This window comes from Fuchsiella alkaliacetigena (genome assembly GCF_023227765.1).
GTDB classification, from domain to species: domain Bacteria; phylum Bacillota; class Halanaerobiia; order Halobacteroidales; family Acetohalobiaceae; genus Fuchsiella; species Fuchsiella alkaliacetigena.
In genome coordinates this window covers 1-14,163 of the sequence record NZ_JALKBZ010000034.1, presented here as the reverse complement: position 1 = coordinate 14,163, position 14,163 = coordinate 1, and the positions used below count along the sequence as shown (strand labels likewise).

Sequence of the window (14,163 nt, the reverse complement as noted above, 5' to 3'; positions counted from 1 at the left end):
ACTATTTATATTTCTCATACACTTCACTAAGCAATAAAGCAGTTTCATCAAAAGCAATTAATCCTTGTAAGCATTTAAAAGTTAGAATTCTCCAGTCAACATATTGGAGCACCCACTGAGGAACAATAGTAAAAATGTGATCATTTTCCAATAGTTTATTAGTCAAAGGGCTATATTGTCCATCACATTCAATTGAAAAAGTATCACTAAAGTTACTTAGTAAATTATAACTACCATAAGAAAAATTATATAAATTTATAAAAACTTCTATATCTTTATATTTACTTTCATATCCAGCTAAAGTTACTTTATTTTCTTTTACATCATAACTTAAATTTTTACCTCGAGCTAATACTGTCTTTAAATCTGCATTATAACTCCCTTTACCTTCTCGTCTCTCCTCTTCAATAACATCGAACACTTCTAAATTTACCAAAGAACTTCTAAAACTCATATTTTTCATATAAGTAGTCATCCATTCAAATGCTTCAAACTTATGCTTCTTTAATCTTTTAAGCATAAGTTGTAAACGTTTATATTCTCTTTTAGCTCCAATTTTTTCCACATAAGAAGTAAGAATTTCATTAGCTGTTTCTTTAACCTCATTATTAACTTCTTCAATTGTATTTCTATCTCCAGTTACTAACTTAACCAACCTTTGAGTTAAAGCATAAACAGCAAATACTCCACTAAAAGTCTTTGCAAACCATGGTCTCGCATCTACTTTACTATATAATTGATTTATTAAATGCTCGAATTGATTTCTGCTTAACTGCTCTTCCTCTTTTAAGGTTTGATATACATTATGTGAACAAAGCAAATAAGTTTCTCCGGAAGCATGCCGACCTATTCGTCCAAACCTCTGCATAAAGCTTGCTTTATCCCCTGCTTCAAAAATTAAATAATCACATTTAAAGTCAATCCCTACTTCAATAGCACTAGTACCAATAACAATTAATTTATTTTTAAACGAACGGATACTTCTATCAGATAATCCTCTAAATATTCCCATTTTATCTCTATCAATTATCTTAGCTAATCTATCTTCAAATCTAATAGCATTAATTACGGAATTAAAAATAACTACTAATGGCACATAATCTTCATTACAATTTTCACAGTATAAATCAGTTATATGTTCAATTCTAATCTTATTTTTGACTATTTTTAGAGCCTTACTTACTACATCTTTTCCTCTATATATTAAACTAGGAGTTAATTCTATTGGAAAAGCAACCTTTCTTTGACTAACTATTTCTCGGTCTATATCGCAATCAGGATTTATAGTTTTAATTTCTAAAATACTATCTAAAAGCTCCTTAATTTCAGAATCAGGAGTAGCACTCAATAAAACAAACTTTTCGAAAAAACCAATCTCTTTACTATACTCTATCATAAATAAAATATGCGCTAATTCAATACCGCCATATAAGTGAAATTCATCTATGACCAAAGTATCAAACCGGCTTAGATGTCCCCAAATTTCCATTCCTTGAGAATACCTTAAAGCCAAAATTAAAAATAGAGTATCAGGATTAGTCAAAAGTAAAGTAGGTTTATTAGTACTTACTAAGTAATTTAAAGCTTTTCCTTTATTGCTAAATCTATTTTCTTTCTGATATTTAGTTAAGCTATCGCTATCAATTTTAATTAATATTACTTCAGCGTTGTTAGCTTTTACATTATCATACTCTTCGTTAGGATTATAATAATAGAAATTATACTTAAACTCTTTTAGCATCTGTTGAATACTACTTACTTGATCATCGATTAAAGCATTAGTTGGATAAACTAAAAAAGCTGACTCCCCTTTAGATACAATAGGATAGGAAGCAGAAATTGTCTTTCCGCTTCCTGTTTTAGTAGTTACCAAAAAACCTTCCGCTTTATCCCAGTAATCATAAATCAATGCCTGATGAATATAAGGCTTCCAATCGCTTTCTATATGAGTAAAGTTCTCATGTTCTACCTGACCAACTTCATAAGCTTCTATTTTCAAGTCTCATCACCAACTTCAGCTAAAATCCTTCTAGGAAGATGGATTATATTAGATCCATCTTTGATTATCCAATCTTCTTTCATCTTTACATCTTTAAGTAGTAAAAAAGGCGGAATTCTAATCATATTATACCTTTCAAATTCTCCTGTAACATCTAAAGGACTAACTAAATGATTAACTTCAAAACTATCTTCCTGATAAAAAGCTAACGGCTCCTCTATTTCTTTCCAACTTATTCTAGCTAAAGCTCTTTTCTTACCTATTCTAATTAACCCTGTAGGCTCTTCTCCCCAGGAATAAAGATAAAACTCAAACTTACTCATAGGAGTAACCATTGTCTTTTGGCCCAATTTAGGAGTATTCTTTTTTGAGTTATATTCATCAGTGCGTAAAGTTTTAGTATCCAACGCATTATAAGTTAAAGTTATTTTTTTATAGTCAATTGATTTAGCTGGAGAAGCATAAAAGTCCATCTGCTCTAAATCACGTTCATAAGTTGGGCCTCGATTAGATACAATCCCTCTATCATATCTACTTACTGCATAACTTAAAGCAAAGTTATGAATAACTGCCTCAGTTGAAGACATAGAGCTAGCATCATAAGATGAAAACCACATATAGTCATGCAAAGTCATCTCACATTCAAACAGTCTAATATTATTTTCATTTAAATTAATCTGCGGCATTTTATCACCTGCCTTTTATCTACTCTCCTTGTTCTTTTCTATATGCTTCAATATCTTTATAACTTTCTTCAATAAAGTCTTTGTCTAATTCAAATTCCTGTGTCTCTTCTAAAATATTACCTAACTTTTCTGAATTTAAAATTTTAATTTTGTTAGTATGAGCAGCAATACCTTTATATTCTTCTAAAATATTACTGATATTATCAATATCAACTTTGTTTTCTTCTTTAGATAATTCTAAAGTTAGCTCTAATGGAGTAATCACTTCCTCCCAGCCTGCTGCAATTCCAACAATATTATTTCTTACATTTCCACCAATGCGGCTTTCAGCCCCATACTTATGAGCACTAAGCAAGGACTTGACTACCCAGATAAACTCTTTCCAAGTAACACTACGTAATGTAATAATACTAGGAAAAATCGAAGCAGGTTTAACCGACTTCCTAACCCCTAATGCCTGGCCAGTATTTACTTTTTTATCATTAATACCATTAAAAGTAATAAGCTCCTGTAATTCTTCGAAAGAATCTAAAGAATAAGCTGTAGAATAAGCTATTCTATGTTTAATGTTTGAATCTGATTTGTTAGAGGAAGAAGCAGAAGTACCTCCAAATAAACCACAGCGTGGACATTTCAAACACAGATAATCTTTAAGATAACACTCTTCAACCTCATCATATTCTACATCATTAGTTGCAGTTCTCAACAAACTAGCTAACTGTCTTGACTCTACTGCTTTCTGCTTACTTCCTAAAAAAGCAACCCTCTCTACAGGATCATCATTATCAATGGCTGTTGGAGTAATAACTGTATTTAGCTCTTTTGATTCTTCAGTCCTAAAAATAGTAAAATCTAATACTTCTCTCAATAGTATAATTTGAATTGTCTTAGAATCAAAAATAGGTTTTGGTTTATCTACAAAATAATCTTTTAATACTTCATAATTATTCAGTAATTCTAATTCAGACATATGAATTTCCTCCTAATTTAAAATTTTTATTTCAAATCTTCTCTAAATTTTTTAATATCTTCTTTTCTCTGCCCACAAGCATCTTGTAATTGACTTTTACTAGGATATCTAATATCATCAAAACTAACTTCTTCTTTCCAACTTTCTGATACTTCTTCTTCAGTCCCATATTTTTCTTTTAAAAAACTAACAAATTCCTGCTTAACTTGTTCATAATATTCAAAGTCCTTTTTACGCTGCTTATAATAAACAGCATATCCTATATGTTCAATTGCTTTCGACTTAGCCTGCAAAGGAATATCATCAACTAACTTTAACACCTCAGTTATCCCTTGTTCTAATCCCTCCAATGCTTCATCAGACAAATAACCCTTATCACTATTCATTTCATGAACTCTTATTGTATAACCTAATAAGTCATCTTTTCCCCATTCAGCAGTCTTTACCTTTTCCAGCACTTTACCTACAGGCCCCATAGTTGCATGCTTACTATTAGAACTACTCTTCCCCCAAAAATCATCTAGGTAGGTAGCAAAATGATGAGCTATCTCTTCTATCTTTTCTTTAATATTACTAAATTTAAATTTTTGACTTTGAGCTACAACATATTTATTTTTTAATCCCATTTAAAGACCTCCTTTATATTCTCTAAGTATTGTATATCCTCATAACCAATATAGTTATCTTTCTGCTCTATCCTTCTTAATAACTTACCCATTGAATTAATAGTCAAGATTTCATAAATTCGATTTCTAGATGGATATTCTGTCTTTGGTCCAATTAATAGTGTTGACGCTAATGCTTTTAACCACTTTACAACTTCAGTCTGGGGTAACCATTCATAACGAACTAATCTCCTAACACCTTCAATTGCTGGAATATAAACTAAACCTTGATTATTAATAATCGTCTCATCAATTATATCTTTATCTTCAATAATAGCTACTGCACACTCTAAACCTAAAGCTAAAATCAAACTCAAAAACACTTTCTTAAATCCTAAATTTGTATCCGATTCCTTATCACTGCTGAACGGACTAGTATCCTGTCTTTTAGGATTCCAGCAGGGGATTATAATCATATTTGGTGTCTGACAGACTACTTTAAACTTTTCTTGCAGATCTAATATTTCTTGTCTAATTGATCTAGTTAGTCTATCTTCAACTTCTTTATAATAGACATCCTCTGCAAATTGCTCCCAGTTATCATAATCTTTATCAAAAAGATAATTAGCTTCTTTTAACCCTTCTTCAAAATTTTCTTGTAATGCTGTTTTTAAATCATTAATATCATCTTTCTTTCCATCTTGACTGCGTTTATAAGTTAATAATTCTACTATTTCTGCTGGAGTAATTTGGTCAAAATCTTCCTTGACTGTTTTTTCTGCTATAAGCCTCATTAATCCTAAAGTTATCCTTTTATCTGGATTATCATTATCATAAGTCATATATTTTCTAGATTTATACATTAGTTTTTGAGCTTTATCAACTAATAACTGTCCACCTTGATAACCTACACTTAAATTTGGCATTAATATAATCTGTTCGTATGCCCTACCGCCTAATAATAACTGTTTTAGTATCTTTTCAAAATAACAAGTCTTACACAACATAGGGTTCTTAACATTTTTATAAGCAAGCGCACGATTACTAAAACCACCAGGTTTATGTAAAAAATCTTCATATCCTTGATTACCTATATTAAAATGTTGATTACAAACTGGACATATATGATCTTTATCAGTATCAGAGTAAAGATTATGTTTAGCTTGTTTGTAATAATTTAACTGCTGTTGTGCATAGTCTTTAATATCTTCTACTCGTTTACTTGGAAAAATTAAATCCTCTAGGAAAGCACCTGCCATATTTGTTGCTACATTCTTTTGCGAAGGAGAATTATCTAATTTATCATATATATTCTTCGCAATATCAGCTAGAAGTTCAACTAATAATTCTTCTCTCTCTTTAGAAGGTAAAGATTCTACTTTCTCAACCTCTTTTCCAAATTCTCTTGCATCTAAATCCCAAAAATAATCTACAGTAAAAGCCATATCTCTAGCCGGCATCAATGTAGATGTTGACATTAATGCAGCAAAAGATTTTTCTCCAAAAACTGATTCATATTCTTCTATAACTGTATTAAGTTCTTCTTCAGGGATTAATCCTTTATCTGGAGACATAATATTCTTGAAAAATTTAAAAATAGCTATTTCTGGATAAGCTTCCCCCATTCTAATTCTATATTCCATCCATTCCTCTTCTTCTAATTCATCATCAGAAAAAACCAATAAATCATGATATTCTTCTGAAACTTTCTTTTCAAGTCGTCCGAAACTTGTATAAGCATTATTAGCTATACTAGGATCATTAGTTTCATCTAATAAAATATTTAGGTTATGATATTTATAAGCATTCTTTTGCGTTACATCTTTACCAGCCTTTCTTCCAGCTCTAGAAATAGCAGTTCTTAAGCAATCTTCTAATAACTCATAAGAAAATAGTTCTGGTTTCGGAAGAAAGTTAGCAGTAATATTACCTACAATTAATTCAGGTATAATATCTTGTTTTTCATTTAATATATCAGATAATTTTTTTGTTAAACTCTCTTTAATTTTTTCTTGATCGATTTCTATAAACTCTTCCAAAGCTCCTTTAACATATAAAGTACCATTAGGGTAATATAAGATTGGCTTCCAATCCTCTTGCAAGAATGTATCTTCTAAGGCTTTATTAAGAATAGTAGTAGATACCCCTCTAACAAAAACAGAGTGATAATCAACATGAAGATATTTGTTTAATACTCCACTCTCTAAATTCTCTTTCGCTTGCAGTAAATTATTAGTTGAAGCTAAATTATCAACTTCATTAACTATTTCTTGGAGCATCTTCCATTTAGGAGTTAATTCTTTAGTCTTTAAGTTGGTAAATAGTTCAGCAGGTGTTCTATGTTTTTTCATATGTAATTCAGCTAAAGTTTTGATTAACTCAATACTTACTTTTGAAAAATCTAATATCTCAATTAAATTAAAAATGACTTCTTCAATTAATTCAGAATTAGTTTCGTCTACATACTCTTCTTGATTAAATAAATACTCTTGCCATTTATTCTGCTCTTTCCCAGCATCATGCACAGCAGTTGCTAAAATTAAAGCTTGTTCTTCTTCCTTGGTAAATCCTAATAATTTCTCATGTCTTAAGATTGGAATTAAGACTATCATAATATCTAGACACTTAACAGTATGTTCTAAAAGAGATTCTTGTTTTTTTGATTGATCATTATAATTAGCTTTAGCAAGTTTATTCTTCCATTTTCGAGAGATTAAGTAATTTACTATTTTCCCTCTTATATCTAACAACCCTTCCATTTGTTCCCTCCTTTTCTTTTAGTTTATTATTTTCACTTTATTCAGAAACTTCTCTCATTATATTACCATATAGAGTGTGTATCAATATTATATCAAGTATTAATTATCAATGTCAAATTATCACAACTTAAATTTAAAAATTTGACTAAATATCTTTTGCATGCTAAAATATCTTAGGATAATCATTATCCCAACATTAATTAGGGAACTGAAAATATAGAGTGTGCATATAATCTAGCATTAATTCAATACTTCTCCATTAAGTAGGAGACTGCACCAACGGCAAGACCAATCTATAGTTTAGGTTGGTCTTGTTGTATTTATCAAGCCTATAAATATTCCCTATATCTACTATTCTCGATAAGTATTTACATCTCCTTGCAAAGTAAGATAATATATACCTATTAGCTAATTATTTTCCTATATTCGCAAATCCCAACCCTCAAACCATTTCCTCACCCCTTTGAAAATCAGTATAACACACCCCATTCCCAACACCCTGGGAACCAACCAAAAAGAAAAAAATTAAATTTAACATAAAAAATAGCTAACCCCTACCTTTAAGAAGATTAGCAAAATACTAACTTTAATTCAAAAGCTCTCTTAAAATCTCAAAATCCTTCTCTATAATCACTGGATTAGCTAGCTCAAAAACTTTATAAACAACAGACTCCACCTCTTCACTCTTTAAAAGCATACTCAACATTAACCAGTTACCAGCTTCAAAATAAGAAAATAATTCCCAAAGAATAACTAGCTCCTCTTCAGTTAGTTTCAGAGCATACTTCTCAAAACTGTCATTTGAATTTCTTTTCTTTTTAGTCTTTTCGCAGCTTTCCTTATTAAAACTGATCTCTAATCACCTCCAACTTTCCTTCTGCTTCCATTTTTTCTTTCCAGCCAGAATAATAACAAGAATACTGCGGAGTACAAATATCTAATTCCAACTGATATTCAGTTAAGACTTCAAGCTGTCGATTAATCTGACTTTCTTTGATAATTGTTAGTACCACTTTAGATCTATAGTTTAATTGGCGACATTTTTTATATAGTTGCTTACGAACTTTTTTACTTATCTCCCGGTGAACTTCCACACTTTCTTGATTCAAATCACCGAGATGTTCTCTAACTATTCGCCTAATCTCCTCATCTTTTAAAACATAAATAGCTATCATTAATAATGCAACCTCCAAAGTATCCTCTAAACCAGGAATCCAAATTGTTTTAAAATCATCATTGCTTGAAAATATATTTTGCGAAACTAAAATCCAAACTGGCCGACTATTCTCTGATAAAAATAGATAGTGACTAGGGTTTAAGCCAGTCTGATTATAATGATTAGTTCCAATTAACATCTGCGCTGTTAAAACTGCCAATACTATCAACTCCTTGTGAATAGCTTGCTTAATTATAATAACATGTTGACCTAGACAAATTATGTCCACCAAGCTTTTAATTACTTAATAATCTGCTGGCAAAGTTGGTCTAACTTCTCTTCTTCAGCATAGGCTACACTTACTTCAGTTGAAGATATCTCCTGCGCTTTTTTGATAAAATAACGAATATAAGCATAGCTATATATATCTTGACTTTTTCCTTTAAGCTTTTGATTAAGGACTGCCATATCTATAGCTTTTTTTACAGTTTGGCTTCCGTACTGCTTAAGATCATCATTGAGTAAATATTCACTTTTAAGCTTATTCCTCCCCACCTGCTTACGTAAGTAAGTTAAAAGCTCTTCAAAGTCAGTATTAAGAGTCTTTTCTGGCTGGCCCCGACTTAAATTATTATCTCTGTTAATAGTCTCTGTAGTAGTCTCTGGTATTGCAGCGCAATTTTTAGCACTTCGAAACGCAATATTTGCGCTTCGAGGCTCATTTTTTACTGCTCCTGCCTTCTTTTTTTGAGGTGGCTGTTGCTCTTTTTTAAAATCTTCCTTTTCTAATTCTTTTTTAACTAAGGATAGATTAAAACGATAGCCTTCCAAAGTATAGCCTAAAGCCAATAAATCTCTTTGAATTTTAATTAGATTTACTCTATATTGATAGGTATTATCCCAACTATTATCAGGATTTTGACGCTGGTCTAGCCACCCTTTTTCAATTAATGTTTGAGTATGACTGCGAATAGTGTTCGGAGTTAAATTGAGCATAGTTTCTTGAGAAAGATCTTTAGCCGATTTATAGATCCAACCCTTTCTAGGCTTGAGGACTAGTCTTTCTCCTTTTTTACTAATCCGTTCTTTTTCTTCTTTGATGAACTGATCGAAATCTTTAACTCTTTGGCTCCAGTATAGAAACTGATTTAAGATAATAGCTTTTTTAAAGTCTCCAGTTAAGACTACTAATTCTTCTTTGATAACGGCTCTTTTCAAACGTTCTGCTTTTAGTTTGGTCATAATTATTTCCTCCTTTTTTTGATATAATCATTTTATGCTCTCTTATCGTGTGCAAAGTCATCAAAAAAAAACTTCCTCTATTGAGACACCAAAAAAATCAGCTATCTTTTTAGCAGTCTGTAATTTAGGAAATCTCTTCCCAATCTCATACATTCCAATTGCGCTAGCAGATATATCTAACTTTTCTGCTAATTGTTCTTGAGTTAAATCCTTATTCTCTCTTAGTTCTGATAATTTATTTTTCACAAAACTCCCTCCCAGCACTTAATTAAAACAATATTTATTACAATTATACCACAATATGTGTGCGTGTCAAGTTTTTGCTCTCTAATTGTGGTTGTTATTTCATTGTATTTAATCACAAAATGTGATAATATATTATCCATAAAGTAGGTGGCTAATATGGATATAACTCGACTCAAAGAATTAAGGAAAAAGGAAGAACTAAGTCAAAGAGAATTAGCTAAAAAATTAAATCTTTCTGGAAGTACTATAGGAATGTATGAAGCTGGAAAAAGAAAGCCTGATTCTGATACTTTACAAAAAATAGCCAGTTTTTTTGATGTTTCTGTTGATTATCTTCTCGGGCGTACAAATGAACGAAAATCTGCCGATGAAATAAAAAAAGACCTAGCAGCTAACCCAGAACTGTTGGAACTCTGGGAAGAAATATCTACTAGGAAAAACTTAAGAATAATGTTTGAAAAGGTTAAAGACTTAAAGGCTGATAATATAGAACAAATTATAGAAATTATCAATATAATCGAAAAAAGAAATAGTTAAAAACCCTTCCGAATACATTCAGAAGGGTTTTTCTATCTCAAAAATACTATTTTAGCAAAGTTTACATCAAGGGAGCAAAAATACGTAATATAGAACTCCCTAAAGATTTATACCACTCATCAGTTGCTAAATCAGCTTCAGTGATCTCCTTAGCTACCTTTAGAGTACTAAAAAAGTCATCCTTCATCTCAAAAACAGTACTACAATCATATAGCCAAACCCCACATTCAAAATGTAAATACAGACTTCTATAGTCCATATTTATTGTCCCTACCACCCCATACTTATCATCGACAATATAGTTCTTAGCGTGAATAAAACCCGGCGTATACTCATAAATCCTTACTCCACTTTCAAGAAGAACTTGATAATAAGATCGAGTAACTAAATGAACATACCATTTATCTGCCTGATAAGGAGTAATAATGCGTACGTCAACTCCAGCTTTAGCTGCTGAGGTTAAAGCGGTAAGCATTTCATTGGCAAGAATTAAATAAGGAGTAGTAATATAAATATAGTCCTCAGCCTTATTAATTAAGTTAAGATAGATAACCTCTCCCACTGCTTCATCATCCAAAGGACTATCGGCAAAAGGTTGAATGTAGCCATCTTTTTGCTTTGAACTTTCTATAGATGCATTAGTATCATATTTGAAATATTCTAAATCATCTTTTATTCCCTTTAAGTAATGCCACATGGATAAAAACATTACCGTCATGCTCCAAACTGCTTCTCCTTTAATCATAATAGCAGAATCCTTCCAATGACCGTACTTCTCAACTCGATTAATGTACTCATCTGCTAAATTAACTCCTCCGGTAAAAGCCGTATGTCCATCAATTATAGCAATTTTACGGTGGTCTCTATTATTATATTTTGAAGATAAGATAGGCATTAAAGGATTGAAGACCGCAGCTTTAATTCCCATCCTTTGCAGCTTTTTATTATATTTATAGGGTAAGGTATCTAAACAACCCAGATCATCATATATAACTCGCACTTCTACCCCGGTAGCTGCCTTTTCAACTAGGATATCAAGTAGCTCTCCCCACATTTCACCTTCTTCGATAATAAAATATTCAAGGAAGATATACTTTTGAGCTTTTTGCAACTCCTCTTTCAACTTTACAAACTTTTCTTCTCCGCTCTGAAGATACTCAGCAGTTGTATTGTGATAAGGAGGATAATTAGCATAATCTCTGATATATCTTGACTGGTTAAGAGCAGTTTTACTTTGTGACTTTATCTCTTCTAAAATTAAGCTTTGAGAAGTTAATAGCTTTTGAGTATCTTCGCTAATTGATTTCATTCTTTTTTTAGATATCTTGCCTAGTTGTTTACCACCAAATAAAAGATAAAATAAGCCTCCAAAAATAGGAAAAGATAAAATAGCTATAATCCAAGCCAACTTATAGGCTGGATTCATATTATTGTTTATAATTACTAAGACCACAATAATGCTAATCAAAATACTTAGTCCATAAAAAATAACAAAATAATCACTAAACCTCGAAATTACTCCTATCAACACTAATAACTGTGCCAATATAGCAACAGCTAACAATGTACTTCGCTGAAATAAGAACTGTTTAATAAGTTTCATAGTTTCCCCCACTTAGCAAGCGTAGCTTTAATACTATTATATTCAATTTTCTTGGATATGCAAGTAAAAATTACTATCAAAACATTAAAAGACCTCTTAAACAGTAGTTTTAAGAGGTCTTTTCTTTTCTCTACTCCAATCATATAATTTTAATTACTTCTGCTCCGATTCGCAGTGGATAAATCATTGCTACCGGGCCCTCTTTAAATACAACTCCTACTCTTTGTCCTACTTCAAACTTATCCACTTCAACCTGATCAGCCAAAATCTCTGTTTCTTCACTAATCAAAGCTACAGCCTTATCATAGGGCTTATTATCCTCGAATATATTTTCCATCATTAGTTCTATTCTTGTCTGTTCTTGATTATAATTAACCTCTGTTATTTCTCCATACATCTCCATCTCTTCTCTAGCTTCATCAATCAATAATCTCCTGCCGATCTCTAAGTTATAGTAGTCAGTAATACTGTTTAACTTCATTAGTCCTGCTACTGTAGCATCGTATCTTTGACTAATCTTCCATAATGAGTCTTGGGGTTGAACTCTGTAATAGGGCCCGCTTTCCACTGAAACTTCCACTGGAACTATAATCTCCTCACCTATATATATAACATCACTATCAAGTCTATTTAACCTAGTTAACTCTTCAACGGTAGTATTATACTGCTGGGCAATAATCCACAACGACTCTCCACTATTTACCGTATGAATTTCTTTTTCTATTTCCTGACTTCGCGCCTGCACTCCAGGCATTGTTAGACTAAAAACTGTTAATAGCGCTAATACAGTTAGAATGATTTTTTTCATTATTTTTTTGCTCCCCCTATTCTATCAATCATATTTATATTAGCAGAGCAAAAAAGACAAATCAATGATAAATAATTACATTTATTTCATTAAAGTTCCTATATAAAATACATCTTCTTCACTAACACCGACATTCTTTCTAACCTCTTTGGGAATGCAATACTAATAAGAAAAGCCCGCATTAGTAAGCGGACTTTAAATCTTTGTTTATGATTAATTCATTTTTTTAAACTGAAGAGGTAAATTCTAAAGTATTTATATCTATCTCTAAATCTTTAATCTCTTTTTCTAATTTATCTTTATTTTTTTTCCTAATATAATCAGTGAAAAGCTTATAATAACCTTCTGTCATATCATCTTTAAGAGGGGTTAAATGTATATTTGTAAAGTACTTTCTTAATAAAGCATCAGCTGTTTGATTAACTCCTTTTGAGCTATAAAAAGGATGCTCTTTAACATTGATTAATATATATTTAGCCAGTTTTAAAAGCTCTCTTCCTTTTTCATCTTGAAGGAAGGAGTTAAAGGTTTCTTGATCTTTTAAACCATAAAAGACTGCTAACTTCTTTACTCTATAGCTATACTCACTTTCTTCTAATAAATTATCAGTTCTAGCTATTTTTTGTCTATATTCTTCTAGAAATTCAGCAAATTTTTCTTGAGTATACATTCTCCTTCCTCCTTTCTTTAAAAATAATTCTTTTTAAAATTTTCCCATCTACTTCTAATATCTTCGGGATTAACTGGAGAAAAATCTATAGCTGTATTCATTAGTCTATCCAATTCATCTTGGTCTATACTATCCAAAATTTCTGATTTTAAAATATCATTAATATCCTCACGATGTCCTCTACCAAATTTAGCAATAATCAAATCATAGTCAGACATAACATAAATCTTAAGCATTTTGAAATCATAATTTATGTTCATTTTAACTAGTCTATCTTCATAGTCTGGATGTTTTAACATTATATTATAACAATTATCGTTAATGTGAAAGAGATCAGAATTTTCACTAATATATTTTTTCAATTCATACTCAAGTTTCAATGAATCTATATCATTTGTTGTTCTATTTAAATTATGCTTTAACAAAAATGCAGCTCCACCTACAATTACAATTTGAAACTTTCTTTTTCTACTTAAAAATTCTTTAGAAACTTTACGATCTAAAACTATAAATTCTTTAATTATTTTTTCTTTATCTAGCAAAACTTCATTATTCAACGATGAAACACCTCATTAAAGTTAAATTGAACTCAATATAAGTATATCACATTTTTAAAGCAATATCTAATTGAAAATATCAATGCATTTTAGTTTTTTCCAATCAGTCTCCTACTTTACGGAGTAGTCGTTGTAACTTTGATTAAACTTTATATAAATCAACTGCTGGTATTTCTTCAAAATGCTTATCTAGAGTATATACTTCCATTCTATTATTAATAGCTATTGCCGAAATAATAATATCTGTCAACACTAGCATTGCAAGAACTTAAATTGAAAAAGTCAAATCGCAAATATAGGATTTAGACTTGATTAAATAGAAAAA

Annotated in this window: 13 protein-coding genes; 1 reads left to right on the top strand and 12 read right to left on the bottom strand. The window is 30.8% G+C overall.

Annotated features, from left to right (window positions below):
* Position 1: 1 nt before the first annotated feature.
* From cas3 to MWH30_RS09855, 8 genes are all read right to left on the bottom strand, one after another.
* Positions 2–1,999 (bottom strand): type I-D CRISPR-associated helicase Cas3', encoded by a 1,998-nt coding sequence (gene cas3, locus MWH30_RS09890; RefSeq protein WP_248663916.1) that lies wholly within the window; start codon positions 1,997–1,999, stop codon positions 2–4.
* The gene (gene cas5d / locus MWH30_RS09885; protein ID WP_248663915.1) at positions 1,996–2,685 is read right to left on the bottom strand and encodes a type I-D CRISPR-associated protein Cas5/Csc1; all 690 of its coding nucleotides are present in this window, start codon (positions 2,683–2,685) and stop codon (positions 1,996–1,998) included. Before cas5d ends, cas3 begins: the two co-directional genes overlap by 4 nt.
* A gap of 19 nt (positions 2,686–2,704) precedes the next feature.
* Positions 2,705–3,655, bottom strand: coding sequence for a type I-D CRISPR-associated protein Cas7/Csc2 (cas7d, locus tag MWH30_RS09880; RefSeq protein WP_248663914.1), 951 nt, complete (start codon positions 3,653–3,655; stop codon positions 2,705–2,707).
* Between the two features lie 26 nt (positions 3,656–3,681).
* A complete protein-coding gene (locus MWH30_RS09875; RefSeq protein ID WP_248663913.1) occupies positions 3,682–4,281 on the bottom strand; it encodes a hypothetical protein in 600 nt (199 codons plus the stop codon).
* The gene (locus MWH30_RS09870; RefSeq protein ID WP_248663912.1) at positions 4,272–7,019 is read right to left on the bottom strand and encodes a hypothetical protein; all 2,748 of its coding nucleotides are present in this window, start codon (positions 7,017–7,019) and stop codon (positions 4,272–4,274) included. Before MWH30_RS09870 ends, MWH30_RS09875 begins: the two co-directional genes overlap by 10 nt.
* Positions 7,020–7,861: 842 nt before the next feature.
* A complete protein-coding gene (locus MWH30_RS09865) occupies positions 7,862–8,395 on the bottom strand; it encodes a hypothetical protein (protein WP_248663911.1) in 534 nt (177 codons plus the stop codon).
* Positions 8,396–8,475: 80 nt separating this feature from the next.
* Positions 8,476–9,417 (bottom strand): hypothetical protein, encoded by a 942-nt coding sequence (locus tag MWH30_RS09860; RefSeq protein ID WP_248663910.1) that lies wholly within the window; start codon positions 9,415–9,417, stop codon positions 8,476–8,478.
* Positions 9,418–9,477: 60 nt separating this feature from the next.
* Positions 9,478–9,663, bottom strand: a complete 186-nt coding sequence (locus tag MWH30_RS09855) for a helix-turn-helix transcriptional regulator (protein WP_248663909.1) — start codon at positions 9,661–9,663, stop codon at positions 9,478–9,480.
* A gap of 156 nt (positions 9,664–9,819) precedes the next feature.
* Between MWH30_RS09855 and MWH30_RS09850 the strand changes: the two genes are divergently transcribed.
* Positions 9,820–10,200: a helix-turn-helix domain-containing protein gene (locus MWH30_RS09850; protein WP_248663908.1), complete on the top strand. Its 381-nt coding sequence runs from the start codon at positions 9,820–9,822 to the stop codon at positions 10,198–10,200.
* A 61-nt stretch (positions 10,201–10,261) separates the two neighbouring features.
* Here the strand turns inward: MWH30_RS09850 and cls are convergent, their stop codons facing one another.
* The 4 genes from cls to MWH30_RS09830 all read right to left on the bottom strand — a co-directional run bounded on the left by cls (position 10,262) and on the right by MWH30_RS09830 (position 13,838).
* Positions 10,262–11,803 (bottom strand): cardiolipin synthase, encoded by a 1,542-nt coding sequence (gene cls, locus MWH30_RS09845; protein WP_248663907.1) that lies wholly within the window; start codon positions 11,801–11,803, stop codon positions 10,262–10,264.
* Between the two features lie 139 nt (positions 11,804–11,942).
* Positions 11,943–12,611, bottom strand: a complete 669-nt coding sequence (locus MWH30_RS09840; protein WP_248663906.1) for a LysM peptidoglycan-binding domain-containing protein — start codon at positions 12,609–12,611, stop codon at positions 11,943–11,945.
* A 226-nt stretch (positions 12,612–12,837) separates the two neighbouring features.
* Positions 12,838–13,281, bottom strand: coding sequence for a hypothetical protein (locus MWH30_RS09835; protein ID WP_248663905.1), 444 nt, complete (start codon positions 13,279–13,281; stop codon positions 12,838–12,840).
* Between the two features lie 17 nt (positions 13,282–13,298).
* Entirely contained in the window at positions 13,299–13,838 is a 540-nt protein-coding gene (locus tag MWH30_RS09830) for a DUF6036 family nucleotidyltransferase (protein ID WP_248663904.1), read from the bottom strand.
* Positions 13,839–14,163: the final 325 nt, after the last annotated feature.

What these genes read in the sequence shown, in the direction of transcription:
- MWH30_RS09875 (WP_248663913.1), bottom strand. Translation starts at nt 4,281, where the DNA reads ATGGGATTAAAAAATAAATATGTTGTAGCTCAAAGTCAAAAATTTAAA.
- MWH30_RS09860 (WP_248663910.1), bottom strand. Translation starts at nt 9,417, where the DNA reads ATGACCAAACTAAAAGCAGAACGTTTGAAAAGAGCCGTTATCAAAGAA.
- cas7d (WP_248663914.1), bottom strand. Translation starts at nt 3,655, where the DNA reads ATGTCTGAATTAGAATTACTGAATAATTATGAAGTATTAAAAGATTAT.
- MWH30_RS09850 (WP_248663908.1), top strand. Translation starts at nt 9,820, where the DNA reads ATGGATATAACTCGACTCAAAGAATTAAGGAAAAAGGAAGAACTAAGT.
- MWH30_RS09870 (WP_248663912.1), bottom strand. Translation starts at nt 7,019, where the DNA reads ATGGAAGGGTTGTTAGATATAAGAGGGAAAATAGTAAATTACTTAATC.
- cas5d (WP_248663915.1), bottom strand. Translation starts at nt 2,685, where the DNA reads ATGCCGCAGATTAATTTAAATGAAAATAATATTAGACTGTTTGAATGT.
- MWH30_RS09840 (WP_248663906.1), bottom strand. Translation starts at nt 12,611, where the DNA reads ATGAAAAAAATCATTCTAACTGTATTAGCGCTATTAACAGTTTTTAGT.
- MWH30_RS09835 (WP_248663905.1), bottom strand. Translation starts at nt 13,281, where the DNA reads ATGTATACTCAAGAAAAATTTGCTGAATTTCTAGAAGAATATAGACAA.
- cls (WP_248663907.1), bottom strand. Translation starts at nt 11,803, where the DNA reads ATGAAACTTATTAAACAGTTCTTATTTCAGCGAAGTACATTGTTAGCT.